The organism is Pigmentiphaga sp. CHJ604, assembly GCF_036972535.1.
Classification (GTDB): domain Bacteria; phylum Pseudomonadota; class Gammaproteobacteria; order Burkholderiales; family Burkholderiaceae_B; genus Pigmentiphaga; species Pigmentiphaga daeguensis.
In genome coordinates this window covers 5,474,748-5,500,275 of the sequence record NZ_CP136998.1, presented here as the reverse complement: position 1 = coordinate 5,500,275, position 25,528 = coordinate 5,474,748, and the positions used below count along the sequence as shown (strand labels likewise).

The following is a 25,528-nucleotide window of genomic DNA, read 5'->3' as shown; positions in this document are numbered from 1 at the left end:
GCCGTCAGCCGGCCTTGCCGGCCTGGATGGCCGCACCCAGCTCGTCGTCGATCCGCTGGGCGCGGACCGCCGCGGGGCGGCTGGTCAGGCGCTGCACGTAGCGCTGGTAGGCCGGCCGCTTCTCTATCGTGCCGAACATCATGCCCCAGGCCAGCTGCGAGCCCACGTAGACGTCGGCCGCGGTGAAACCGTCGCCCGCCACGTAGCCTTCGCCGGCCACGGCCGTCTCCAGCACGTCCAGCACCTCGGCCAGCGAGCCGTAGCCCACCATGCGCCGCCGGTCTTCCGGCACGCTGATGCCCAGTGCCTGGTTGGTGACCGCCGCTTCCACGGGGCCGGCACAGAAGAACAGCCAGCGGTAGTAGGCGCCGCGCAGCGGACTGTGCGGGGGCGGGACGAGCTGCGCCTGCGGGAAGGCATCGGCCAGGTAGGCGCAGATCGCCGCGGATTCGGTGACCACGGTGTCGCCGTGGCGGATGGCGGGCACCTTGCCCATGGGGTTGATGGCCAGGTACTCCGGACCCTTCATGGTCGTGGCGAAATCCAGCACCTCGGTGCGGTAGGGCTGGCCGACCTCTTCGAGCATCCAGCGCGCGATGCGGCCGCGGGACATCGGGTGGGTGTAGAAGACAAGTTCATCGTTCATCGCGGGTTCCTGCATCGTCGGGTGCGCCGGGTGGAGCGTCGGATGGTACGGCAGGCTCGACCCCGTCGACAATGGGGCCGAGCTGGGAGACGTCCAGCGGCTTGACCAGGTGCATGTCGAAGCCGGCCCGCGCCGTGCGCTGCCTGTCTTCTTCCTGCCCATAGCCGGTCATGGCGATGAAGATGGTGTGCGCCAGTTGCGGGATGGCCTTCAGGGCCCGCAGCGCCGCGAAGCCGTCCATGGTGGGCATGGCCAGGTCGATGAAGACGATGTGCGGCTGGAAGCTGGGCGCCATGCGCAGCGCGGCTTCCGCCGTGTACAGCGGACGCGCCTGGTGGCCGTTGATCTCCAGCAGCATGGCCAGGCTGTCCGCCGAGTCGCGGTTGTCGTCCAGCACCAGGATGCGCCTGGCGGTCGACGTCCGGCGCGAGCTGGTGGCCATGGCCCGCGCGGGCGGCGCCGGCTCGTCCAGGGGCAGGCGGACCGTGAACGTGCTGCCGAGGCCGGGCCCGGGGCTGGACGCGGAAATGGCGCCGCCGTGCATGCGCACCAGCGACCGGCACAGCGTCAACCCTATGCCCAGTCCGCTGTCGGTGGGGTTGGTCTCGCGGTCTTCCTGTACGAACAACTGGAAGACCGCATCCAGGGCCTGTTCCGGCATGCCGCGGCCCTGGTCGGCCATCTCGATCAGCGCCGACCGGCCTTGCCGGGAGGCGCGTATGGTGATGGCCGTGCCCGGGGGCGAGAACTTGGAGGCGTTGTGCAGCAGGTTGTGCAGCACCTGCACCAGCCGTGTCATATCGCCCTTCACCGTCAGCGGCTCGGCGGGAAGGTCCACGTCGATCCGCTGTTCGCGGGCATCGGTGTGGAAACGCGACGATTCGAGGCTGCGTTCGATAATGGTGCGCATGTCCACCGGCGCCAGGCGCAGCTCGATCTTGCCGGAGGTGATGCGGCCGATGTCCAGCAGGTCGTCGACCAGCCGGGACAGGTGCGTGATCTGGCGATCGATCATGTCGCGGCAGCGGGCCACGGTGGGGTCGATGTCCAGGTCCTTCTGCAGGATGCCGATGGCGTTGCGCACCGGGGCGAGCGGGTTGCGCAGCTCATGGCCCAGGGTGGCCAGGAACTCGCTCATGCGCCGGTTGGCCAGCTCCAGTTCCTCCAGGCGCTTGCGCTCGCTCATGTCGCGCATGATCTTGGCGTAGCCCCGCAACTGGTTGGCCTCGTCGTAGACGGCGGTGGTGGTCACGTTCGCCCAGAACAACGAGGCGTCCTTGCGCTGGCGCCAGCCTTCCTCTTCATAGCGGCCCTCGGCCTGGGCGATGCGCAGCACCCGGTCGGGGCCCTCGGGGGACGCGTCGTCGGCGGGATGGAACATGGAGAAGTGCCGGCCGATGACTTCGTCCCGCCGGTAGCCGGTGATCTGCGTGGCGCCGGTGTTCCAGCTCGTGATCATGCCTTCGGTGTCGAGCATGTAGATCGCGTAGCCTTCCACACCTTCGAGCAGCAGCCTGAACCGCTCCTCGCTCTGCCGCAGCGCCTCGGTCTGGCGGCGTTCGCTCAGGTCCCGGGTGATCTTGACGTAGCCCTTGAGGGTGCCGGACTCGTCCCGCAGCGCGGTAATGACGACATTGGCCCAGAAGGTCGAGCCGTCCTTGCGTACGCGCCAGCCCTCGTCCTCGAAGCGGCCATGCAGGGCGGCTTCTTCCAGCTCGTAGCGCGGCCAGCCCCGCGCCACGGCCTCGGCGGTATAGAAGACCGAAAAGTGCTTGCCCAGGATCTCGTCGGCTTCATAGCCCTTGATCTTGGCCGCGCCGGCGTTCCAGGTCCTCACCCGTCCGTCGGGGGACAGCATGAAGATCGCATAGTCTTCGATGGCATTGACGAACATACGGAAGCTGATGTCCGTATCGCTTCCGAACCCCATTGCCGCCTCGCCCGTCCCGGGCTCTTTTTCCTCGGCCTGGAGTCGGGCCGAGTCCATGGCTGAGAAGCTCAAGGCATCACCTCGTGGTGCTCGAACAACGAGTCTATACACGCTCCATCATGGGGCCTGTAACAAGGTGAATCGCCATGCGATGGAAATAATTGACATGATGTCAAATAAAGCATAATTTAATTGACAGGGTGATATTTAATTCGAGGAGACTGCCTTGGCCACTACCGACAAGCCGGTCGTCACGGCCGGCATGAGAGGCGCGTCGTGGGACCCACGGCTGATGAGCCGGCCTTACCAGGTGGTGCCCTACGCGTTGGGCACGGCCGACGGCCAGCGCACACTGGGTTTCCTGTTCACCACGGCCGAGTCGGGCAAGACGGTCGTGTCGCTGATGCATCCGCGGGAAATGGCGGTGACGCACTATATGGTGCCTCATGTGCTGGACGCCGGCTGCGCCTGCTGGGTGCAGGGATCGCGTTCCATCGGCAACGACCTGCGGCTCGAGCATGAGGTGGCCTTGTTCGACGTGGCGGCCGGCATGGCGCACCTGCGTTCGCTGGGCTACGAGAACATCGTGCTCTTGGGCAACTCGGGCGGCGCCGGCCTGTACACGCTGTACAACCAGCAGTCGTCGCTGCCGGCCGGGCAGCGCATCGCCCGCACCCCGGGAGGGCGGCCCATCGCCCTGGCCGAGCTGGAGATGCCGCGCGCCGACGGCATGATCCTGCTGTCCCCGCATCCCGGGCAGGGAAGGCTGCTGATGGCGGGCATCGATCCTTCCGTGGTGTCGGAGGACGATCCCCTGGAGACCGATCCCGCGCTGGATCCCTTCTCGCGGGACAACGGCTACGATGCCGAGACGGGCGCCGCGTCCTACGATCCCGCATTCGTCCAGCGTTACCGTGCCGCCCAGGCCGAGCGCGTCGCCCGCATCGATGCCCGCGCGCGGCAGATGCTGCGGCGCAAGGCCGAGGCCAGGGCGAAGGTCAAGGCGGGCGGGGCGTCGATGGCCGAGCAGCGGATCGCGACGCACGCGCCCATCTTCCAGGTGTGGCGCACCGACGCGGACCTGCGCTCGTGGGATATTTCCATCGATCCGTCGGACCGCAGGACCGGATCGTTGTGGGGCAGGAACCCGCTGGTTTCGAACTGGGGCAGCGTGGGATTCGCCCGGGTGGTCACGCCCGAGTCGTGGCTGTCCACCTGGTCGGGACTGTCGTCCAACGCTTCGCTGGAGAAGACCGCGGGCGCCATCACCCAGCCCACGCTGCTGGTGGAGTACACCGGCGACCAGTGCACCTTTCCGGCCGACATACGGAAGATCCACGAGCAGATCGGGGCGGCCGACAAGCGCCACGTGCGCGTGCGCGGCAATCACCATGGCCTGGCGCTGGCCCCGGGCGAGGAGCCCGGCCAGCGTATCGCCGGGCGCGCGGTCGGCGAATGGCTGCGCGAAAAAATGGCCTAGGCCCCAGCTCAAGCATGACATGGACGCAGACATGATGAACGTGGAACCAAGGGTCCGGCTCGAGGGCGTGCGCTATCCCGATGCCGATCGCCTGCGCCGCTACGCGCGGCTGGGACTGCTGGGCGGCGAGACGCTGGCTGGCGCGTTCGCACGCTCGCTCGCGCTGCATGCCGACCGGTTGGCGCTGGTCGGGCCGCGGCTAAGGATGAGCTACCGCGACCTGGACCGCGACAGCGACCGGCTGGGCGCCGCCATGCTGGCGCTGGGGCTGGCCCGGCATGACCGCGTGCTGCTGCAGAGCGGCAATTGCGCCGAATTGCTGGTGGCCTTCCTGGCCTGCCTGAAGGCCGGCCTGATTCCCATCTGTGCCCTGCAGGCCTTCCGCAAACTGGAAGTGAGCTACCTGGCGAAGCTGGCCGATGCCCGCCTGCATCTCGTCCAGGGCGACGACGCCCGGTTCGACGACGTGGCCTTCGCGCGCGAGATGCAGGAAGCCGTGCCCACGCTGCGCCACATCGTGCAGGCGCGGGGCGAGCCGCGCGCCGGCGCGCACGGGCTGCGCCAACTGATCGATGCCATGCCCTGGGAGCGCGCCAGGGCGATGCTGGCGGACATCGAACACGACCCATGGCAGGTCGCGGTATTCCAGCTGTCCGGCGGCACGACCGGCGTGCCCAAGATCATCCCCCGCTTCCAGAGCGAATACGTGTACAACATGCGGGCCGTCGCCGCCTGCAACGGCTACACCCGCGACGACGTGCTGTTCTTCCCCACGCCGTACATGCACAACCTCAACATGGGCTGCTGCTTCGGCCCCTTCCTGCTGTGCGGCGGCGCGATCACGGTGGCCCCCGACCTGGGCGAGGAAACGCTGCGTGCGCTGGTCCGGGACCATCGCCCCACGTGGTTCGGCGCGCCGGGTCCCATCCTGACGCGCATCGCGCCAGAACTGGCCCTGGCGGACGAGCGCGAGAAGGCGCGCCGGCGTTTCATCACCTCGAAGAACGCGGGCGGCATGGCGCGGCTGACGGGATCGCCGGCACGGCACATCTTCGGCATGACCGAAGGCGTGATCATGTTCACGCGCGAAGACGATCCGCCCCATCTGAACGACGGTTCGGTGGGCCGGCCGGTATCCGAGCACGACGAAGTGAAGATCGTGCGCCCCGGCACGGAAGAGCCTGTGGCCGACGGCGAGATCGGCGAAGCGCTGTTCCGCGGCCCGTACACCATCCAGGGCTACTACAAGTCCGCCGCCGAGGATGCGCACCGCTTCACGGCGGACGGCCATTACCGTTCGGGCGACCTGATGTCCAGCCGGATCGAGGACGGGCGGCGCTACTACTTCTTCCAGGGCCGCATCAAGGACGTGATCGACCGGGGCGGCGAGAAGATCAACGCCGAGGAAGTCGAAGGCGTCGTCAGCCGCCATCCCGCCATCCTGAACTGCGCGCTGGTCGGCATGCCCGATCCCGTCTACGGCGAAAAGGCCTGCCTGTTCGCCACGCTCCGGCCGTCGGCGCACGCGCCGGACGTCGAGGAACTGGGCCGCTTCCTGCATGGCGAGGGGCTGGCCAAGTTCAAGTGGCCCGAACGCATCGAGGTCCTGGCGGATTTCCCGCTCTCGGCCTCCGGCAAGCTCAGCAAGCAGATCCTGCGGGAACGGATCGCCGCCATCCTGGCGCAGGCCGCGCCCAGCAACGAGGAACTTCCGACATGACTACCGAAGCGCTTTCCCCTCTGCGATTGCACGGCGTGCACCATACCGCCCGCCCCACCTGGAAACTGTCCGAGACGGTGCGCTTCTACCGCGACCAGCTCGGCCTGCCGCTGGTGCACGCGATCTCCGCGCGCGGCTGGGGGTCGGACGACCATGCCGACTTCCTGCACTTCTTCTTCGACAGCGGCAATGGCAGCACCATCGCGTTCTTCTACTACATCGGCACGCAGCGTCCGGACAAGCTGCGCGTGAGCGACCATTACCAGGAACGCGCGACGCACACCGCGTGGCGGGTGCCGGACGAGGCCGAGCTGCTGCGGTGGCGCGCGCGCGTGGAAGCCGCGGGCATCCCGCTGCGCTACCAGATCCGCCACGAGGTGATCGAGTCCATCTACTTCAACGATCCCAACGGCTACCCCATCGAGATCACCACCCAGTTGCGGCCCTTCGGCCAGGCCGATGCGGACGATGCCGCCCGTACGCTGGAGGCCGCGATGGCGCTGGAGGCGGGGCAGGGCGAGCGCCTGGACGGCATCGAGCCCGTGTGGCGGCGCAAGGCGGCGGCGCTGGACGACGCGGACCGGCCGGCCGGCGTGGCGTCGGTGTACGTGCTGGACGTGCCCGAGTTCGCCCCGCTGCTGGACGATGCGCGCGCCCGAGGCTACGCGGTGCGCCGGGGCGCGGCCGGCTACGCCCGCATCGATGGCACGCCCGGCCTGCGGTTCCGGCGCAAGGAGCTGGGCTTCAAGCCCGCCGTCTGGTACGGCGCGCTGACGGGCGGCCTGGCGGGCCGCATCGCCGCGTTCGACATGGACACCCTCGCCATCGACCCGGAGTCGCCATGAAGGTCATCATCGTCGGTGGAGGCCCGTCGGGGCTGTTCCTGTCCATCCTGCTCAAGCAGCGCCTGCCGCATGCGCGCATCGCGGTGCTCGAGCAGAACCCGGCCGGCGCGACCTTCGGCTTCGGCGTGGTGCTGGCCGACACCGGCCTGGCCTCGCTGCGCGAGGCCGCGCCCGAGGTGGTCGAGGACCTGATGGGCGCCATGCGCTTCAACGACCGCCAGACCATCGTCATGCGCGAGCGGCCCATCGTCGTGCGCCGGCCGGGGGCGGGCGGCGGCGCGATTCCGCGCATCGACCTGCTGCGCATCCTGCAGGACCATGCCCGCCGCCTGGACGTGGACGTACGCCACGAGCACCGGCTGGCCGACGTCCATGCGCTGGACGCCGACCTGGTGGTGGGCGCGGACGGCGTGAATTCGACGCTGCGCGCGGCCGACGAAGCCGCCTTCGGCACGACGCACGGCCGGCTGACCAACCACTTCGCCTGGTATGGCGTCGACAAGGCCTTCGAGACGCCGGCACTGGTGTTCCGCGAATGGCGGGGCGGCTGCTTCGTCGCGCACTACTACCCGTACTCGGCGGCCATGAGTACTTTCGTGGCCGAGTGCGACGACCGGACCTGGGTCGAGTTCGGCATGGAGGCGATGGACGCGCAGGGGCGGCAAGCCCTGTTCGAACAGGTGTTCGCGCCGGAGCTGGGCGGGCATGGGCTGGTGTCCAACCATTCCAGCTGGCGCCAGTTTCCGGTGGTGCGCAATCGATCCTGGCATGCGGGCAACCGCGTGCTGCTGGGCGATGCGCTGGCCAGCGCGCATTTCTCCATCGGTTCGGGCACCCGCATCGCGATGGAGGACGCCGTCGCGCTGGCCGAGGCACTGCGGCAGCGCCCGGACGACGTCGGCGGTGCGCTGGCGCTGTACGTGGCGTCGCGCAAGCCCGCCAAGCAGCGGCTCATCCGCGCCTCGGAAGCGTCCTACACCTGGTACGAGCGCGTGCGCGAATGGATGCGGATCGACTCGCCGCACGAATTCGTCTACCGCTTCATGACCCGCACGGGGCGGGTCGATCGCGACCGCCTGAAGCTCCAGTATCCGGAACTGGTCCGCGAGATGGAGGAGGCCGGGGTGGCGGCGCTGGCCGGATAGCGGGCGCGACGGACGCGGAAATTGCCGCCCTGGCAATAATTTTCTACGATAGAGCCGTCTCCACCCGCCCCGCCCGCCATGCCCGCCCCCAAGAAGGCCGCCGCCCAGGCCCCCGTTCCCCGCCGCCGCGGCCGGCCTCCCAAGGTCGAATCGCCGATCACCGCCGAGCCCATGCTGAGCCGCTGGGCCATACTCCAGCGCGCGATAGAACTGGCCAAGAGCATGCCGCTGGACCAGATCTCGATGGTGCAGCTGGCGCGCGATTTCGGCGTCGCGCCGGGCCTCATCCACTACTACATGGGCGGACGCGACAAGCTGGTGTCGGGCGTCCTGAACGACTATTACCGCCAGCGGGTCGAGAAGCTGCCCGCGCTGACTGGCGACTGGCGCTCGGACGTCGAGACCATCGCGCGGCTGAGCTTCGCGGTGGCCATCGCCAATCCGGGTGCCAGCATGTACGTGGCCTCGCACAACCGCTACCGCCTGTTCCAGGACGTCGAGCCGGACGAGACCGACTACGGCATGGTGTTCTTCAACCATATGGCCTCGGCCATCATGCAGGGCGGCTTCACGAACGACCAGGTGGCGCTGGCCTACCACCTGATCGCCCAGTACCTGGTGGGCGCCAGCATGGCCGAGGCTTCGCGGCAGATGCCGGCCTACCACGAGGATTTCATCCGGGCGCGGCTGGAGTCGGCGGATCCCTACCCCGCCGCGCGCGCCATCAGCCGCTCGTTCGCTCGCCTGAGTTCGGCCACGGCTTTCGACGAAGGGCTGCGCATCACGCTGGACGGCATCGCCGCCTGGCGCGCGGGCGCTTCCTCTACCCGGCGCCCGCGCCAGGGATAGGATCGCCATGGCGCGGCGCGCGTCCTGCCTCCGTACAAACCATTATTTGATACTCAATCAATTATTCGTACATTAATTGAATGCATATCAAATATGGTCGAGGAGCGGGTGGCGCCCAGCCTGCCCGCGCGTACCGGAGGAGACACGACATGGATCGCAAACTGGCCTGCGCCGCCGCGCTGGCGGGCATCCTGGCCGCGGTGCCGGCGCTTGCCGCCGAGACCTATCCGGCCCGCATGGTGAAGATGGTGGTGCCGTCCATCGCCGGCAGCGCCCCCGACATCATCGCGCGGCTGGTGGCCGAACGGCTGACCGCGGCCTGGGGCCAGCAGGTGGTGGTGGAGAACCGCCCCGCCGGCAACGGCATCGCCGCCATGCAGGAACTGGCCCAGGCCGCGCCCGACGGCTATACGCTGGGGCTCTTTCATGCCGCGGCGGCCGTGACCACGCCGGTCATGTACAAGGAAGCCCGCTTCGACATCGAACGCGATGCCGAGACGGTGGCCACCATCGCCTATACGCCGATGCTGTTCGTCGCCAATGCCCAGGCGCCGTACAAGAGCGTGGCCGAGATCCTGGCCGCCGCCCGCGCCAGGCCCGACGACGTGGTCATCGGCAGCCCCCGCCGCGGATCCGTTCCCCACCTGACCTCCGAGATGATGGGCCAGTACGCCCATGCCCGGTTCCGGCAGATCGGTTTCAGCGGTACGACGCAGGCCATCCAGGCGCTGATCAAGGGCGACATCCCGCTGTACGTCGACGGCACCGCGCCGCTGCTTCCGTTGGTGCGCAGCGGCCGCATCCAGGCCATCGCCGTCACGGCCGACGAAGCGCTGCCCGGCCTGGAAGGCATTCCCCTGGCCAAGGACGCCGTACCCGGCACCGTCGCTTCCGGCTGGTTCGCCATGTTCGCCCCCAAGGGCACGCCCCAGGCCGTGATCGACCGGACCAGCGCCGACGTCAACGCGGCGCTGCGCCAGGGCCCCTTCGTCGCCCGCCTGACGGAACTGGGCACCTATCCGATGATCAAGTCCCACGCCCAGGCGCGCGACTTCATCCGCAGCGAAAAGAAGCGTTGGGAAGAAGTCATCGCCGAAGCCGGCGTAAAACCCGAGTAACGAAGAGCAGACCCAGGATCCGACTCCGCCGGTCGGGGAAGCCCACCCCCTACCCGCTTGCGCGGGCCCCCTCGAGGGGGCGAAACCGGCGGACTGCAAAGCCAGATCCGCGGTTTCCTGGGTCTGGGGAAACTGTCTTGGGATGAAGCACCGGTGCTGTCGCCGGCAGCCAGCGATAGCACCGGCGCTACAACCCAAGAAACGGGTACTAGACCCAGGATGCGGTGGATCCGGCTCCGCCGGTCCACCCGCATCGCCCCCTGGGGGGCGCGCGTCAGCGCGTAGGGGGGGCCCTCTTCGGCAGCCACCGCCAAAGGACGGCCGCCGCTGCGAGCCCCAGCGTGCCTACCGATGCCACCCCTATGGTCAGCGACGCCAGGGCCGTGATGGCCGACAGGATGACCGGTCCGAGGCTGTTGCCCACGTCGGCGATCAGGCGCCAGATGCCCAGGAACTCCGTGCGTCCATGGGCGGGCGAGGAGTCGGCCCCCAGTGTCATGACGATGCCCGAACTGATGCCGTTGCCGAAGCCCAGGATCAGCGACACGATCAGGAAGGACACGACGCCGGTCGTCAGCGAGGTGGCCATCAGCGCGCCGCCCATCAGCAGCACGGAGGGCAGCGCCACCCACAGGCGGCCGTGCCGGTCCATGATCGTGCCGGCCGGGTAGAACACCGACATGTCGATGGCGGCGACCAGCCCGTAGATGATCGAGGCGGCGGTCGGCGCGAGCCCCAGGTGGTCGGCCCACAGCGGGATCACGACCTGGCGCGACGAGCGCAGGGCGCTGACCAGCAGGATGCCCAGGCCCAGGGTCAGGAACACCTTGGCATGGTCGCGCGCGATGTCCTGGACGCGCGGCTTGGCGCGCGCGGGATCGGCATGGAGCTGGCCGCCCATCTCGGGGGCGAGGTGAGCGATCAGCCCGGCGCCTGAGATCGCCACCGCGGCCACCCAGTAGGCACCGTTGATGCCCACGAAGTGAATCATGGCCGCGCCGGCGAAAGGGCCGATGAAGACGCCTATCCGGTTGGTGCCGCCCAGTGTGGAGAGTGCCCGCGCCCGCATGTAGGAGGGCACGGCATCGATCAGGTAGGTCTGGCGGGCCAGCATGAAGACCGACGCCGCCATGCCCACCAGGAAGACCCCCACGGCCAGCATCCAGGCATGCGTGGCGAAGATGCACAGCAGCAGCGCCAGCACGCTGAACGCGGCCGCGCCCGCCATGGACCGGCGTTCCCCGTGGCGGGACGTGATCATGGCGGCCGGGATGTTACTGACCAGCGAACCTATGCCCATCAGGGACACGATCAATCCGGCCAGGGCCACCGAGGCGCCGAGCTCGCGGGCGCTGAGCGCGATGATCGGGAGGATGGCGCCGTTGCCGACGCCGTAGAGGACTGATGGACCGAATGCCGGGACGGCGATCTGCTTGAGGCTGAAGGGAGTGTCGCTGCGCGGCGCTGTCATTGCGGGGGGAAGGGGCTGGGGCGGGCCGGCGGGCGCCGCGTGTGGTCGATGCCGCAATTGTCGCGCAAATCGACGCCCGCGGCCGGCCCGGCCCGTTCCGCTAGACGATGTCGTCGCGGCTCCGGCCTCCCACGGTGGCCATCCAGCTTGCCACGAAGGCGCCGATCAGCATGGCCGCGAAGGCCCACAGGGCGAACGCAGCGGCCGCCTTGCGGGCCGTGTCCGCCGCCTGCCGCGCGGTCTGCTCGGCCTGCTGGGCCGCCTGCCGGGCGCGCGTGACGACGTCGTCCACCCGCTTCTCGGCCGTGGCCTGGTCGGCGCCGGTCTGCGCCGAGACGACCCGCGCCAGGTAGCCGCGGTCCTCGGCGCTCAGCTCCCCGCGGGCCACGCTGGCGGCGACGATGCGGCCGACCTCGGCCCGCACCGCGCCGGGGTCCCCGGCCGGGTTGGGCTGTTCGCTCCGCAGCAGCAGGTCGGCCACGTAGCCGGTCGGCATGCCGCCCTGGTCCGTCTGCATCGCCTGCCCGGCGGCGGCCGTGGCTGCGGCGCCGGTGCCCGCGGCGATGGTGGCGCCGGCCTTCGCCGTGCCGGCCGCGGCGGACATCAGCGCTGAACCGAGCACGATGGCGCTGACGACGGCGCTCAGCGCCCACACCAGGAAGCCGTGCGCGGTGTCGCGGAAGTAGGTCTCGTCGGTGTGGATGCCGACCCATTTCGTGCGCAGCCGTCCGGCCAGGTAGCCGCCCAGGCCGTACGCGATGATGTGGGTCAGGATCATCCAGACGATGGCGCCTATGCCCAGCGCGGTGGCCGAGGCCCCTTCGCCGGACCACGGGGACATCGAGACGAAGCCCAGTCCCGCGCCGCCGGCGAGCAGCATGAAGGAGACCGCCGAGGCGATGACGGCGCCGGCGATGATGGCGGCCCAGGAGACCGCGGACGCGGGGGATTCGTTCGCGCGTGCCAGGGTGGGGCTGGAAACGTAAGAATTACCTGCGGATGTAGCGTTTTCCATGAGGTGGCCTTTTCTTGTGGTTGGAAGGAGGCGTGGACCGCGAAGCGGCGCGGGCGCTAGTGCCAGAACAGGGCGAGCAGGATGATGATGGGAATGGGAACGCCCAGGAGCCAGAGCAGGATGGCGCGCATGAAGATCTCCGATTGGAAGGTGGATGGACGGCGGCGGGCACGCATGCCCGCCACGGGCGACCCGATTGCGCAAGTGCCGTGCCCGGTCGAGCCGGAAAGGCGCGGTTGTCGCCGGAGTCGCGTCCGGCGCGGCCGAGCGCTGGCGGTCCGCGTCGTGCTCGGATGTGCATGACGGGACGGCTTTCCCGTCGTTGCCGCCCGGGGCGCCGACCAGGCAGGCAGTGATAAAATCTCACTCCGCATTGTGAAAGCCGCGGATCCGGGGCCGGGAGGCCCGGGCCGCCACGGCATTCGCGAGGACGCGATTCTTCAGGCAATCGAAGCCGGCGCGCGGGTGTCAGGGCGCCCGCGCGACGTCCCCTGCATGGCCGCCAGTGCATGCCCGGTCCCAGGGGGTTGTCCGAGAATCTCCGCTACTTCCGTAATCGAGTGAGATTCAATAAAGAATGTCTACCACGTCGAAGATCATCTACACCCTCACTGACGAAGCGCCTGCACTGGCGACGTACTCGCTGCTGCCCATCGTCCAGGCTTTCACCCGTTCCGCCGGCGTCGACGTCGAAACGCGGGACATCTCCCTTTCCGGCCGCATCATCGCCGTGTTCCCCGAGTACCTGACCGACGCGCAGAAGATCTCGGACGACCTGGCCTACCTCGGCCAGCTGGCGACCAAGCCGGAAGCCAACATCATCAAGCTGCCCAACATCAGCGCCTCGATCCCGCAGCTCAAGGCCGCGATCAAGGAACTGCAGCAGAAGGGCTACAAGCTTCCCGACTATCCGGACGAGGTCAAGAACGACACCGACAAGGACGTCAAGGCCCGCTACGACAAGGTCAAGGGCAGCGCCGTGAACCCGGTCCTGCGCGAAGGCAACTCCGATCGCCGCGCGCCGCTGTCGGTCAAGAACTACGCCCGCAAGCACCCCCACAAGATGGGCGCCTGGAGCGCCGACTCGAAGTCGCACGTCGCCCATATGGAAAGCGGCGACTTCTACGGCAGCGAGAAGTCCGCCGTGGTCGAGAACGCCGGCAACGTCCGCATCGAGCTGGTGGGCAAGGACGGCACGACCAAGGTGCTGAAGGAAAAGACCGCGGTCAAGGCGGGCGAGATCATCGACGCCTCGACCATGAGCAAGAAGAAACTGGCCAGCTTCATCGAAGCCCAGATCGAGGACGCCAAGAAGCAGGGCGTGCTGTTCTCGGTGCACCTGAAGGCCACCATGATGAAGGTCTCGGACCCCATCCTGTTCGGCCAGGTGGTGTCCGTGTTCTTCAAGGATGTGCTGGCCAAGCACGCCGACGCGCTCAAGCAGGTCGGCTTCGACCCCAACAACGGCCTGGGCGACCTGTACGCCAAGATCAAGGACCTGCCGGCCGACAAGCAGGCCGAGATCGAAGCCGACATCAAGGCCGAATACGCCAGGCGTCCCGAACTGGCCATGGTGAACTCCGACAAGGGCATCACCAACCTGCACGTGCCCAGCGACGTCATCATCGACGCCTCGATGCCCGCCATGATCCGCGAGTCGGGCAAGATGTGGGGCCCGGACGGCCAGCTGCATGACGCCAAGGCCGTGATTCCCGATCGCTGCTACGCCGACGTCTACCAGGTCGTCATCGAGGACTGCAAGAAGAACGGCCCGTTCGACCCGGTCACGATGGGCACCGTGCCCAACGTCGGCCTGATGGCCCAGGCCGCCGAGGAATACGGTTCGCACGACAAGACCTTCCAGCTGCCGGCCGACGGCACGGTGCGCGTGGTCGACGAAGCCGGCAAGGTGCTGCTGGAGCAGCCGGTCGAAGCCGGCGACATCTTCCGCATGTGCCAGACCAAGGACGCGCCGGTCCAGGACTGGGTCAAGCTGGCCGTCAGCCGCGCCCGCGCCACCGGCGCCCCGGCCGTGTTCTGGCTGGACAAGAACCGCGCCCACGATGCCCAGATCATCGCCAAGGTCGAGAAGTACCTGAAGGACCACGACACCAGCGGCCTGGACATCCGCATCCTGTCGCCGGTCGAGGCCACCCGGCTGTCGGTCGAGCGTATCCGCAAGGGCCAGGACACCATCTCGGTCACCGGCAACGTGCTGCGCGACTACCTGACCGACCTGTTCCCCATCATGGAACTGGGCACCAGCGCCAAGATGCTGTCCATCGTTCCGCTGATGGCCGGCGGCGGCCTGTTCGAGACCGGTGCCGGCGGCTCGGCGCCCAAGCACGTGCAGCAGTTCCTGGAAGAAGGCTTCCTGCGCTGGGATTCGCTGGGCGAGTTCCTGGCCCTGGCCGCTTCCATCGAACACCTGGCCGACACGTACAAGAACGCCAAGGCCAAGGTGCTGGCCACCACGCTGGACCAGGCCACCGGCAAGTTCCTGGACGAGGACAAGTCGCCCGCCCGCAAGGTCGGCGGCCTGGACAACCGCGGCAGCCACTTCTACCTGGCCCTGTACTGGGCCCAGGCCCTGGCCGCCCAGACCGGGGACAAGGAACTGCAGGCCGCGTTCGCGCCCGTCGCCAAGGAATTGGCCGACAACGAAGCCAAGATCGTGGCTGAGCTGGGCGCGGTGCAAGGCAAGCCGAACGACATCGGCGGCTACTACCGTCCCAGCCCCGAGCTGGCCAGCAAGGCCATGCGTCCCAGCGCCACGCTGAACGCGGCCTTGGCCAAGCTGGGGTAGAGGGCCCCCCTACGCGCTGACGCGCGCCCCAGCATGGTGAGCCCCCCAGCCGCTACGCGGCAGCCCCCCGAGGGGGCGGGGACCCGCCTTGGGGCGGCCCGGCGCCGCTGTGCCCTGGGTTGGATGGACGTTCGTTGCGGTCTGAATGAAAAACGCCCTCACGGGCGTTTTTCATTTGCGGATCAAGTGCGGCTGTGGGGGACTAATAGGTGGCGCGCCCGCCGGACAGGTCGAAGACCGCGCCCGTGCTGAAGCTGCACGCCCGCGACGACAGCCAGGCCAGCATGGCGGCCAGTTCTTCCACTTCGCCGAGGCGGCCCATGGGAATCTTTTCCAGCAGCCGCTGCGTGCGTTCCGGCGCGATCTCGATGTTGCGGCGGGTCATGGGCGTGTTCAGCACGGTGGGCGCGACGCAGTTGACCAGCACGCCGCTGGCGGCGAATTCCTTGCCCAGGCTCTTGGTCAGCGCGATGACGCCCGCCTTGGCCGCGGAGTACGAGGGCGTGTAGGGATTGCCTTCCTTGCCGGAGGTCGAGCCGACGTTGACCACGCGTCCGTATCCCGCCTGCGCCATGATGGGCATCACGGCCCGGCAGCAGTGGAAGGTGCCGGTCAGGTTGACGGCCAGGACGTCGTCCCAGTCGGCCAGCGACGACGAGGCCAACGGGCCGGGCGGGCGGATGATGCCCGCATTGTTGATCAATATGTCGATCCGCCCCCAGCGGGCAAGGACGGCGTGGGCCGCCTGTTCCACCTGCTCGTGACGCCGCACGTCCACCGTGCGTTGATCGATGCCATCGGCCGGGTCCAGGGACGCGGCCGACGCCCGCAGCGTCTCGGCGCCGACATCCCACATCGACACCCGCGCGCCGGCGCCCAGCAGGTCCTGCGCGATGCGCAGCCCCACGCCGCTGGCCGCGCCGGTCACGACGGCGACCTGTCCTGAAAAATCGTAGTTGACCACCTGTCTCTCCCTGTCCATGCCGGACGCTGTTAGTAATCCGCCTTGATGCCCGCGGATTCCGCGAGCCTGCGATAGAGCCGCGTTTCTTTTTCGAGGAAGGCGCGGAAGTGCGCCGGCGACGTGTCCGCCGGCACGCCGGCGTTCTCGAGCACGCGGTCGCGCACCGCCGGGTCGCGCAGGCTGCGGTCGATGGCCGAGGCCAGCACGTCGATGCGTGCGGCCGGCGTTCGTGCGGGCACCAGATAGCCTTGCCAGGCGGCGATATCCATGCCGGCGATGCCGGATTCCTTCATCGTCGGGATGTCGGGCGCCAGCGCGGGCCGCGCGTCGCCGGTCACCGCCAGGATCTTCATCTCGCCGCTGCGGTGCCGGGGAAAGACCGAGTTCATGTCCGAGAACACCAACTGCACCTGGTCGCCCAGCACGCCCACAATGGCGGGCCCCAGGCCCTTGTAGGGGATGTGCAGGAGCCGGGTCCCGGTGGCGGACTGGAACAGCTCGCCGGCGAAATGGGGCTGGCTGCCTATGCCGGACGAGGCATAGGTGAGTTCGCCCGGGCGCCGCCGGGCCTGCGCCAGCACGTCCTGGATCGAGTCCAGCCCCGAACCGCGCCGCGCGGCGATGCAATAGGGTGCGGTGAACATCAGGCTGACCGGCGCGAGCGCATCCAGCAGGCCCCGGCCCGAACGCTGCAGCGCCGCGCCGCGTTCCCGCAGCAGGACCGCGCTCGTGACGTAGCTGCCCGTGGCCACGTACATCGTGTAGCCGTCGGGCTCGGCGCGGGCGGTGCCCTCCGCCGCCAGCGTGGTGCCGGCGCCGGGCCGGTTCTCCAGCACGATGGGCTGGTGAAGTTCCGCCTCCATGCTGCGGAAGAGAATGCGGGCCAGCAGGTCCGCGCCGCCGCCCGGGCTCAGGCCCAGCAGGGCCTTGACCGGCCGGGAAGGAAAGGTTTCCCCGAAAGCGGGCCGGACGGTGATGGCGGCGCCGGCGGCGATGCCCAGGAAGGTCCGTCGTGTCAGCATGATGTCTCCTTGTTCGCGCCTGTCGCGCGGGTGTCTTTTTTCATCGATTCAGGAACATGGCCGAGATTTTCTCCGCGGCCATCATCACCGGAAGATTGGTGTTGGCGCGCGGCACCGCGGGCAGCAGGGACGCGTCGGCGATCGTCAGCCCCGCCACGCCGTGGACCTGGCCGTCGGGCGATGCCACCGACAGCCTCGATGCCGCCGGGCCCATCGCGCAGGTGCCGACCAGGTGGTACTGGAGCACGATCGACGCCCGCAGCGCCGCCTGCATGGCCTGCGGGTCGGCGGGGCCCAGCAGCGGATCAGGCAGCGGCTTTACCGCCAGCGCATACAGGGGTGACAGGAGGCCGGGCCAGAGGCTGCTGGCGGCGGTCATGGCGCGGCTCGCCAGGCGCGTCGCGGACGTGCGAAAGCCCATCCACGCGGCGGCCTTGCCCAGCTTGACCAGTCCGGTGCCGCGGCCGATGGCGCGTACACGCGGGCTTTCCAGGAACTCCATCGCAGCCCGCACGCCCATCGACAGGCGCTCGACGTCCGATCGGTGGTCGAGCATGTTGAAGTCGATGGCGGGCGCGATCCGGCTGTCGCCGGAGCGCAGGGTGACCGATCCGCTCGACGCGGGGCGGTGGAGCACGACGTTCAGTACACCCACGTGGCTGCCCGCGGCATGCCACGCGGCCCGGTCCCAGACCGACAGGTAGACGTCGCCGCCGGAGCGATGGGCACCCGAGGACAGCCGCAAGGCTGCGTGCGCGGTCGGCAGGCCGGGCGGCAGTCCTTTTCTGCCTTTCAGGATGACGCCCAGGGGCAGAGCGCAATGGTTTTGCAGGTTGCGACCGACGCCGGGCAGGTCCGCCACCGTCCGGATGCCCAGCGCTTCGAGCGCGGCGGCATCGCCGATGCCGGAACGCAGCAGCAGGGTGGGCGTCTGCAACGCGCCGGCGCACAGGAAGACGCGAGGGGCCAGGAAGACCCGCGGCGTGCCGGCCGACTCGGTTTCGACGCCGCACACGCGTCCTTGTTCGATCCGCAGCCGCAGGCAGCGCGTGTCGGGCAGGATGTCCAGGTTGGCCCGGGCCCGCGTGGCCGTGCCCAGGTAGGCGCGGTTCGCCGAGCAGCGGCCGCCCCGGTCGGTCGAGACCGGCTGCACGAAGCAGCCGTCGCGGAAATCGGTATTGGGATCCGCGATACGCGGATAGCCCGCGTCTTCCCACGTGGCGAGCAGCGCGTTGCTGAGCCGCCGATGCGGCGAGGCCGATTGCCGCGTGATGGCGATGGCGGCGGCATCGTCGCAGTCCCGGTGCGGATCGGCGGATTCGAGCCGGCGGAAGTAGGGCTCCACGTCGCGCCAGCTCCAGCCCTGCGCGCCGGCTTCGCACCATTCGTCGAAGTCCGCCGCGATCCCGCGCATCGCCACCATGGCGTTGATGGACGACGAACCGCCCACGAGCCGGCCCTGCGGGACGCGGGCCATGCGGCGGTCGGCGCCGCCCACGATCTGTCCTGTCAGCCCGGGCCATTGCAGCGCCGCGTCGTAGGCCGAGAGCGGATAGGGGTGGCGGATGGCCGGCGTTTCCAGGGGACCGGGGTCCCGGCCCGCCTCGAGCAGCAGCACCCGGCACTGGCCGTCCTCCGACAGGCGGCGGGCGACGATGCAGCCGGCGGATCCCGCGCCTATCACGATTGCGTCATAGCTTTTTTCCATGCCGTCACGATAGTCCCGGGATGTGGAGATGGATCCCTGTTTTAAAGATGGGATCAATCTTTTTCATGGATATGAGAAAGTGCCATCCTGCTATGCTGGAACGATGAACGCGCCGCTGCTCGACATCGAATCCGCCCGCTACTTCCTGGCCGTGGCGCAAGCCCAGAGCATTTCCGGGGCGGCCGTGTCGCTCGGCACCGTGCAGTCCAACGTCTCCACCCGCCTCGCCCAGTTGGAAGCCAGCGTCGGCGTGGCGCTGCTGCGCCGGCACAACCGGGGCGTCAACCTGACCAGCGCGGGCGAGGCGCTGCTGCCGCATTGCCGCGAACTGCTGCGGCTATCGGCCAGCGCCATCGCGTCGGTGCAGCAGGGTGCCGGCGGGCGCCCCGAACTGCGCATCGGCGCCTTCCACACGGCCACGGCCAGCCTGGTGCCCAGGGTGCTGTCCGGTTTCATCCGCGAAAACCGGGGCGTGCGGCTGACCGTGCGCGCGGGGACCTCGGAGGAAATCCGCGCCTGCCTGGCCGAAGGGGATATCGATTGCGCCTTCCTGCCTGGCGCGGCGGTGGACGGCACCATGACGGTCCAGGCGCGCTTCAACGAGCAACTGGGCTGGGTGGCGAAAGCGGGAACCGTGCGTCCCGGCGGGCGGCCGCTGATGCAGGTGCTGGCCGGGCTGCCGCTGTATTCCGTGCGCCGCGGCACGCTGTACGAAGCGTCGGTCAGGCTGCTGTTCCAGGACGCGGGAGTCACCCCCGCGATGCCGCTTTTCCAGGAAGCGGGCTCGGCCGAGATACTGCGCGAGATGCTGGCGCTGGGAGGCTGCTTCACCCTGGCCGGCCGCAGCGTCTTCGCTGCGGAAGTGGAGGCGGGCGTGCTGGAGTTCCATGCCGTGCCGGGACAGTCGCCCAGACTGCAACCGGTGCTGGTCGGCGTGCGGGGCCGGACCTTGCCGGAGATCCCCGCCCTGTTCATCCGCTATGCCAAGGCGCGGGCCGCCCAGGCGTCCTGAACTACAGCCGCGCCGCCGGCGCCGACGGATAACCCGGATCGCCGTAGGCCTGCCGCAGGTGGTCGATGAACACCCGCACCCGCGACGGCATGTGCCGGCGCTGGGGCACCACGGCGTAGATGCCCACGTTCGACACCGCGTAGTCGTCCAGCACCGACCGCAGCCGGCCGTGGCGCAGGTCGTCGTCGACCTCCCACAGCGCGCGCCAGGCCAGGCCTATGCCGGCCAGTGCCCATTGGTGCAGCGTCGATCCGTCCGAGCAGCGCAGCGTGCCGGAGACCGGCTGCTGCAGCAGCCGGCCATCCACCCGGAACTGCCAATGGCGGGCCTGCATCTGGCTTTCGCCGTGGAAGCACAGGCAGTTGTGGCGGGCGAGGTCGGCGGGGCGGGCCGGTACGCCCGCGCGGTCCAGGTAGGCGGGGCTGCCGACCACCACGCGCCGCGTCCCGCCCAGCGGGATCGCGACCTGGCTGCTGTCGGGAGGGTCGCCGATGAAGAAGGCGCAATCGAAGTCGCCGGTGGGCAGGCTGGCGTAGTGGTCGTGCAGGTCCAGCGTGATGTCGAGCGAAGGATGGCGGGCCACCAGCGCCGGGATCAGCGGGGCGATGTGCCGCCGCCCGAAGCCCGCGGGGGCGGTGACGCGCAGGTGGCCGTGCGCGCCCGAGGCGCGCGCCGAGACGGCCGCCTCGGCCTGTTCCAGGTTGGCGAGCAAGGCGCGCGCGGCATCCAGGAAGCCGGCGCCCGCCTCGGTCAGCGACAGCCCGCGCGGGCTGCGGTGCACCAGCCGGGCGCCCAGGCGCCCCTCCAGCGCGTCGATGCGTTCGCGCATCACGTTGGGAGCCACGCCTTCGCTGCGGGCCGCGGCCGAGAAGCTGCCGTGCAGCGCCACGGCAACGAAGGATTCGAGCTGTTTGCAATGGTCCATGGCGTGATCCCGGGCCGGACGGAACAGGCCGAGTGTGCCATGGCTCTATCGCGATACCTAGTGCTGCACGTTCGATTACATCCTGTTTACCTACAGCTGAATTGACCGTGGCCGGCTTCCCCTGCCGTGGGCCGGTCGGGACAATGCGATCAATTCCACTTCGATGAGGCTCGCGATGGCGCAGGATGTCCGCAACGCAACCCGACCGTATGGCGGCTACGACCGCCGGCAATCCACGACGCCCGACCGGGAACTGGCCGAGGTCGGCCGCGGCACGCCCGCCGGCGAGTACCTGCGCCGTTTCTGGCAGCCGGTGGCGCTGGCCGCCGACATCAAGGACCTGCCCGTGCCCATCACCATCCTGGGCGAAGAACTGGTGGTGTTCCGCGACCGCTCCGGCCAGCTCGGCCTGCTGGAGCGGTATTGCAGCCATCGGCGCACCTCGCTGGAGTTCGCGCTGATCGTGGACCACGGGCTGCGCTGCGCCTACCATGGCTGGCACTATGGCGTGGACGGCGCGCTGCTGGACGTGCCGGGCGAGAAGGTGCCCGGCACGCTGGCGTCCCGCATGTATCACGGCGCCTATCCGGTGCGGGAGTTCCGCGGCCTGGTGTTCGCGTACATGGGACCGCCCGACCAGCGGCCGCCATTTCCCGACTACGACTTCATGCACCACGACGAGGAAGAATATCTGCCGTTCTGCTGGCATAACCCATGCAATTGGGTGCAATTGCGCGAGAACACGCAGGATCCCATCCACCTGACCTTTCTGCATTCGATGTTCGACGTGCAGCAGTTCGGCGACTACGCCTACGATCTTCCCGTCATCCAGGCCTGCGAGACGCCCATCGGGCAGATCACCACCAGCGTGCGGCGCGTGCATGACCTGTACTACTGCCGCGTCAACGAGCTGATCCTGCCCAACATCGCCCGCGTGCCCGACGGCATCCGCCTGGGCGACGCGATTCCCGAGAACATGGCTGGCGAGCCGGGCAGACGGCAGGCGATCGAGCTGCGCTACCGGCGCCAACTGCCTTCCAGCCATGGCCTGGGCCTGTCGACCTGGATCGTGCCCAACGACGATTTCAACGCGATGCACATGGGATGGCTGCATTTGTCGCCCAAATGGAGCGAAAAAGCGCGTGCCGACTACCTTGCCACGATCACCTTCGGCCAGACGGGCGAGCGCAGCTACGAGGAACGGCACCGCAACCCGGGCGACTGGGATGCCTGGGTCGCGCAGGGCAGGATGGCGATCCAGGCCAACGAGAACCTCACCGCCGCCGATGCCGGCATCGCCTTGTTCCGCCGCCAGTTGCGGGCGGGCATCCGCGCCGTGCAGGCGGGCGAGCGGCCCAAGGGCATGCGCGCCGAAGGCGAGGGCGTATGCCAGACCTATGGCTATGCCTTGACGCGGCCCGCCCCCTGCCTGCCGGACGAAGGCGCGGAGTGGGCGGCCAAGCAGGACTACGCCCAGGAGATGCAGCAGGACATCCTGGCCGCCCATCTGTTGCCCAAGGCAAGTACGCCAGCCGTCGTGCGCGCCTTCGCGCCGGTCATCCAGCTGTCGCAAGGCATGCTGCTGCTGGCCGCGCGGCCCGGCCTGGACGTGTCCGACGCGGCCGGACTGGTCGCGCTGGCCAGGAAGCGCCCGGGCCTGAGCTATGGCAGCCCGGGCAGCGGCTCGCCCATGCACATCGCCGGAGAACTGTTCAACCGCGCGGCGGGCGTGTCGATCACGCACGTGCCCTACAAGGGCACGGCGCCCGCCATCACCGACCTCCTGGGCGGCCACATCGACCTGATCTATGGCGTGCCCGGCTCGCTCTGGCCGCATGTCCAGGCCGGCAAGATGGTGGCCCTGGGCGTCGTGCAGCCTACCCGTTCCCCGCTGTTGCCCCAGGTCCCGACGCTGGAGGAACAGGGCGTGAAGGGGCTGGACGTGACGACCTGGTACGGCATGCTGGCGCCCGCCGGTACGCCCGCGCCGGTGGTCGCGCGGCTCAATCGCGAGGTCGCGGCCATCCTGGCCGAACCCGACGTGCAGAAGGAATTCCGCGCGCAGTGGGAAGTGCCGGTGGGGGGCTCGGCGGAAGACTTCACGCGGCGCACGCGCGACGACTACAGGCGTGCGGGTGCGATCGTCGCCGAGTTCGGCATCCGCCTGGATTGAAGCCTTCGGCGCGGAGAAAGGTTCGTGATGACCGAAGTTATGCGCACTCAGGGTTGTCCCTGATCCATTCCCCCGGGGCGCGGCCGAGATCCTGGTATTCATAGGAGGTCGGCATGTCGGGAACCGCAAGTCGCTTGGCGCGCGTATTCGAATTCCGTTCGGATCGTTCCACCCAGGTGCTGGAACAGGCCGTCGATGCGGTGGTCAGCATCGACCAGCACAACAACGTGACCTTCTACAACGCCGCGGCGCAGCGGCTATGGGGCTACGAGCGATCGGAAGTGATCGGGCGCAACGTCAAGATGCTGGTGCCGCAGGCCATCCAGGCGGCCCACGACGGCTACGTCAACGCCCACCGCGAGACCGGACAGAACAAGATCGTGGGCACCAGCCGCAAGGTGCAGATCGACCGCAAGGACGGCCGCAAGGTCTGGGTCAGCCTGTCCCTGTCGCGGGTGAACATCGGCCGGCACATCACCTACACCGCCTTCGTGCGCGACATCACCGCGCAGCACGAGGAGCGCGAGACCATCAACCAGACGCTGGAGCAGGCGCTGGACGCCGTTGTCTCCATCGACGAGAAGAACAACGTCACCTTCTTCAATGCCGCCGCCGAGCGCTTCTGGGGCTATGACCGCGCGGAGGTGATCGGGCGCAACGTCAAGATGCTGGTGCCGCGCGGCATCCAGGCCGACCACGACCGGCTGGTCCAGGCCAACCGCGAGACCGGCAAGGACAAGATCGTGGGCACCAGTCGCGAGGTGCAGGTCGAGCGCAAGGACGGCACCCAGGCCTGGGGCGCGCTGTCGCTGTCCAAGATCCGGGTCGGCGACCGTATCCTGTACACCGCTTTCGTCAAGGACATCTCGCGCGAGCGAGAAGTGCGCGAGGTCATCAACCAGACGCTGGAGCAGGCCATCGACGCCGTGGTCTCGATCGACGCCGAGAACAACGTCACGTTCTTCAATTCGGCCGCCGAACGGCTGTGGGGCTATGACCGCGCGGAGGTGATCGGGCGCAACGTCAAGATGCTGGTGCCCCAGGCCATCCAGGCCGCCCACGATGGCTACGTGAACGCCAACCGCAGCACCGGCGTGGACAAGATCGTGGGCACCAGCCGCGAGGTGAGGCTCGAGCGCAAGGACGGCGCCAAGGTGTGGGCGAGCCTGTCGCTGTCGCGCGTGAAGGTGGGCGACCGCATCACCTACACGGCCTTCGTCAAGGACATCACGGGCGAGCACAACGCGCGCGAGATGATGAACCAGACGCTGGAGCAGGCGCTGGACGCGGTGGTCACCATCGACGAACAGAACAACGTCACCTTCTTCAACGCCGCGGCCGAACGTCTGTGGGGCTACGGCCGCGACGAGGTCCTGGGCAGGAACGTCAAGATGCTGGTGCCCCATGCCATCCAGGCCGACCACGACCGGCTGGTCGAGGCCAACCGCGAGACCGGCAAGGACAAGATCGTGGGCACCAGCCGTGAGGTGCCCATCGAGCGCAAGGACGGCACGCGCGTATGGGGCCTCCTGTCGCTGTCGAAGATACGGCTCGAGGGCAAGATCGCCTACACCGCCTTCCTGAAGAACGTGCAGGCCGAGCACACCGAGCGCGAGACCACGCACAGCGCCATGAATTCCGTGCTGGCCTCCAGCGAGCAGATCGGCCAGATCGTGGCGGTCATCAACGAGATCGCCGCGCAGACCAACCTGCTGTCGCTGAACGCGGCCATCGAGGCCGCCCGCGCCGGCGACGCCGGGCGTGGTTTCGCGGTGGTGGCTGACGAAGTGCGCAAGCTCGCCATGCGTTCGTCCACGTCGGCCAGCGAGATCGGCTCGCTGGTCGAAGAGACCAAGGACCGGATCAACGAACTGGCCCGCTCGCTGCGCCTGGACGAGAACGGGGCGGCGTAGGCGGTGTCAGGCCGGCGCCGCGTTGGCGCGGCCGACCTCGGCGGCCAGCCTGGCCGCCGCTTCCACCAGCATCCCGCCTATCTGCCGCACCTGCGGTTTCGCGCGCTCCAGCGGCGCCCCGACGGTCAGTGCATAGGGCGTGCCATACAGCACCACCGGGGCGGCCACCGACAGCGTGTCGGCCTGGTGCTCGCCCAGATTCACGTGATAGCCCCGCCGGTCCCCTTCCTCCAGCATCTTTTGTAGCGCGTCCCGCGTCGTTGGCGTCTGGTCGGTGAAGCGCGGCAGCGGCATGCGCGCGAGCAGCGCCTCGCGTTCGGCCGGCGCCATCGCGGCCAGCAGCGCGCGCCCCGAGGCGGCGGCGTGCAGGGGCTTGAGTTCGCCGGTGCGGGCGGTGAAGCGGACGATGCGCTCGGGTTCGGCCACGTCCAGGTAGAGCACCTGGCTGTCCGAGCGCTGGGCCAGGATCAGCGTCTCGCGCAGCTTGTCGCGCAGTTCTTCCAGCACCGGCCGGACGCGGGCGGCCAACTGGTCGTGTTCGGCGATGGCGCGCGCCTCGTTGAACCAGCGGCGCGTCAGGTAGTAGCGGCCGCCCGTCTGGTGGGCGTAGCCTTCCCCTTCCAGGGTATCCAGCAGCGCCAGGCAACTGGACTTGGGAAACCCCAGCGCCGCCGAGATCTGCGTCAGCGAGGCCGGCGCCCGGGTCTGGGCGAAAAATTGCAGGATGGTCAGCACCCGCTTGGCGCTTTTCACGTCGTTCGTATTCATGGGCAAAAGTCTATAGGC

At 68.8% G+C, this 25,528-nt stretch carries 19 protein-coding genes; 10 read left to right on the top strand and 9 right to left on the bottom strand.

Annotated features, from left to right (window positions below):
- Positions 1-4: 4 nt before the first annotated feature.
- Both R4823_RS26430 and R4823_RS26425 read right to left on the bottom strand, forming a co-directional pair.
- Positions 5-646: a glutathione S-transferase family protein gene (locus tag R4823_RS26430; RefSeq protein WP_338616712.1), complete on the bottom strand. Its 642-nt coding sequence runs from the start codon at positions 644-646 to the stop codon at positions 5-7.
- Positions 636-2,648, bottom strand: coding sequence for a PAS domain S-box protein (locus tag R4823_RS26425; protein ID WP_338616710.1), 2,013 nt, complete (start codon positions 2,646-2,648; stop codon positions 636-638). Before R4823_RS26425 ends, R4823_RS26430 begins: the two co-directional genes overlap by 11 nt.
- Positions 2,649-2,868: 220 nt before the next feature.
- Here R4823_RS26425 and R4823_RS26420 point away from each other — a divergent pair, with 220 nt between their 5' ends.
- The 6 genes from R4823_RS26420 (at position 2,869) to R4823_RS26395 (ending at position 9,733) form a co-directional block, all read left to right on the top strand.
- Complete coding sequence (locus R4823_RS26420) at positions 2,869-4,056, top strand: alpha/beta hydrolase (protein ID WP_338619231.1); 1,188 nt, start codon at positions 2,869-2,871, stop codon at positions 4,054-4,056.
- A 19-nt stretch (positions 4,057-4,075) separates the two neighbouring features.
- Entirely contained in the window at positions 4,076-5,776 is a 1,701-nt protein-coding gene (locus R4823_RS26415; protein WP_338616708.1) for an AMP-binding protein, read from the top strand.
- Positions 5,773-6,621 (top strand): VOC family protein, encoded by an 849-nt coding sequence (locus R4823_RS26410; RefSeq protein WP_338616706.1) that lies wholly within the window; start codon positions 5,773-5,775, stop codon positions 6,619-6,621. The genes R4823_RS26415 and R4823_RS26410 overlap by 4 nt, the downstream gene beginning before the upstream one ends.
- Entirely contained in the window at positions 6,618-7,766 is a 1,149-nt protein-coding gene (locus R4823_RS26405) for an FAD-dependent monooxygenase (RefSeq protein ID WP_087838046.1), read from the top strand. The genes R4823_RS26410 and R4823_RS26405 overlap by 4 nt, the downstream gene beginning before the upstream one ends.
- Before the next feature lie 78 nt (positions 7,767-7,844).
- Positions 7,845-8,615 carry a TetR/AcrR family transcriptional regulator C-terminal domain-containing protein gene (locus tag R4823_RS26400; protein ID WP_087838045.1) on the top strand — a complete coding sequence of 257 codons (771 nt, stop codon included), beginning with the start codon at positions 7,845-7,847 and terminating at the stop codon, positions 8,613-8,615.
- A 149-nt stretch (positions 8,616-8,764) separates the two neighbouring features.
- A complete protein-coding gene (locus R4823_RS26395; protein ID WP_338616700.1) occupies positions 8,765-9,733 on the top strand; it encodes a tripartite tricarboxylate transporter substrate binding protein in 969 nt (322 codons plus the stop codon).
- A gap of 274 nt (positions 9,734-10,007) precedes the next feature.
- Here R4823_RS26395 and R4823_RS26390 read toward each other — a convergent pair whose 3' ends face one another.
- Positions 10,008-11,204, bottom strand: a complete 1,197-nt coding sequence (locus R4823_RS26390) for an MFS transporter (RefSeq protein ID WP_338616699.1) — start codon at positions 11,202-11,204, stop codon at positions 10,008-10,010.
- Positions 11,205-11,304: 100 nt separating this feature from the next.
- Positions 11,305-12,219 (bottom strand): hypothetical protein, encoded by a 915-nt coding sequence (locus tag R4823_RS26385; protein ID WP_176400683.1) that lies wholly within the window; start codon positions 12,217-12,219, stop codon positions 11,305-11,307.
- Between the two features lie 577 nt (positions 12,220-12,796).
- On the opposite strand from R4823_RS26385, the gene R4823_RS26380 reads away from it, so the two are divergent.
- Positions 12,797-15,025 carry an NADP-dependent isocitrate dehydrogenase gene (locus tag R4823_RS26380; RefSeq protein ID WP_338616697.1) on the top strand — a complete coding sequence of 743 codons (2,229 nt, stop codon included), beginning with the start codon at positions 12,797-12,799 and terminating at the stop codon, positions 15,023-15,025.
- Positions 15,026-15,227: 202 nt separating this feature from the next.
- Here the strand turns inward: R4823_RS26380 and R4823_RS26375 are convergent, their stop codons facing one another.
- The 3 genes from R4823_RS26375 to R4823_RS26365 are packed head-to-tail and all read right to left on the bottom strand — an operon-like array spanning position 15,228 to position 18,719.
- Complete coding sequence (locus R4823_RS26375) at positions 15,228-16,007, bottom strand: SDR family NAD(P)-dependent oxidoreductase (RefSeq protein WP_338616695.1); 780 nt, start codon at positions 16,005-16,007, stop codon at positions 15,228-15,230.
- Between the two features lie 11 nt (positions 16,008-16,018).
- Positions 16,019-17,011: a tripartite tricarboxylate transporter substrate binding protein gene (locus R4823_RS26370; protein WP_338616694.1), complete on the bottom strand. Its 993-nt coding sequence runs from the start codon at positions 17,009-17,011 to the stop codon at positions 16,019-16,021.
- Between the two features lie 40 nt (positions 17,012-17,051).
- Positions 17,052-18,719 (bottom strand): FAD-dependent oxidoreductase, encoded by a 1,668-nt coding sequence (locus R4823_RS26365; RefSeq protein WP_338616693.1) that lies wholly within the window; start codon positions 18,717-18,719, stop codon positions 17,052-17,054.
- 103 nt (positions 18,720-18,822) lie between these two features.
- On the opposite strand from R4823_RS26365, the gene R4823_RS26360 reads away from it, so the two are divergent.
- Positions 18,823-19,731 (top strand): LysR family transcriptional regulator, encoded by a 909-nt coding sequence (locus R4823_RS26360; protein WP_338616692.1) that lies wholly within the window; start codon positions 18,823-18,825, stop codon positions 19,729-19,731.
- Between the two features lies 1 nt (position 19,732).
- On the opposite strand, the gene R4823_RS26355 is transcribed toward R4823_RS26360, so the two are convergent.
- Positions 19,733-20,656, bottom strand: coding sequence for a LysR family transcriptional regulator (locus tag R4823_RS26355; RefSeq protein ID WP_338616690.1), 924 nt, complete (start codon positions 20,654-20,656; stop codon positions 19,733-19,735).
- Between the two features lie 175 nt (positions 20,657-20,831).
- On the opposite strand from R4823_RS26355, the gene R4823_RS26350 reads away from it, so the two are divergent.
- Both R4823_RS26350 and R4823_RS26345 read left to right on the top strand, forming a co-directional pair.
- Positions 20,832-22,829, top strand: a complete 1,998-nt coding sequence (locus tag R4823_RS26350; RefSeq protein WP_338616689.1) for a tripartite tricarboxylate transporter substrate-binding protein — start codon at positions 20,832-20,834, stop codon at positions 22,827-22,829.
- Between the two features lie 113 nt (positions 22,830-22,942).
- Positions 22,943-24,742 (top strand): PAS domain S-box protein, encoded by a 1,800-nt coding sequence (locus tag R4823_RS26345; RefSeq protein WP_338616688.1) that lies wholly within the window; start codon positions 22,943-22,945, stop codon positions 24,740-24,742.
- A 6-nt stretch (positions 24,743-24,748) separates the two neighbouring features.
- Here R4823_RS26345 and R4823_RS26340 read toward each other — a convergent pair whose 3' ends face one another.
- Positions 24,749-25,510, bottom strand: coding sequence for an IclR family transcriptional regulator (locus R4823_RS26340; RefSeq protein ID WP_087838038.1), 762 nt, complete (start codon positions 25,508-25,510; stop codon positions 24,749-24,751).
- Between the last annotated feature and the right edge of the window lie 18 nt (positions 25,511-25,528).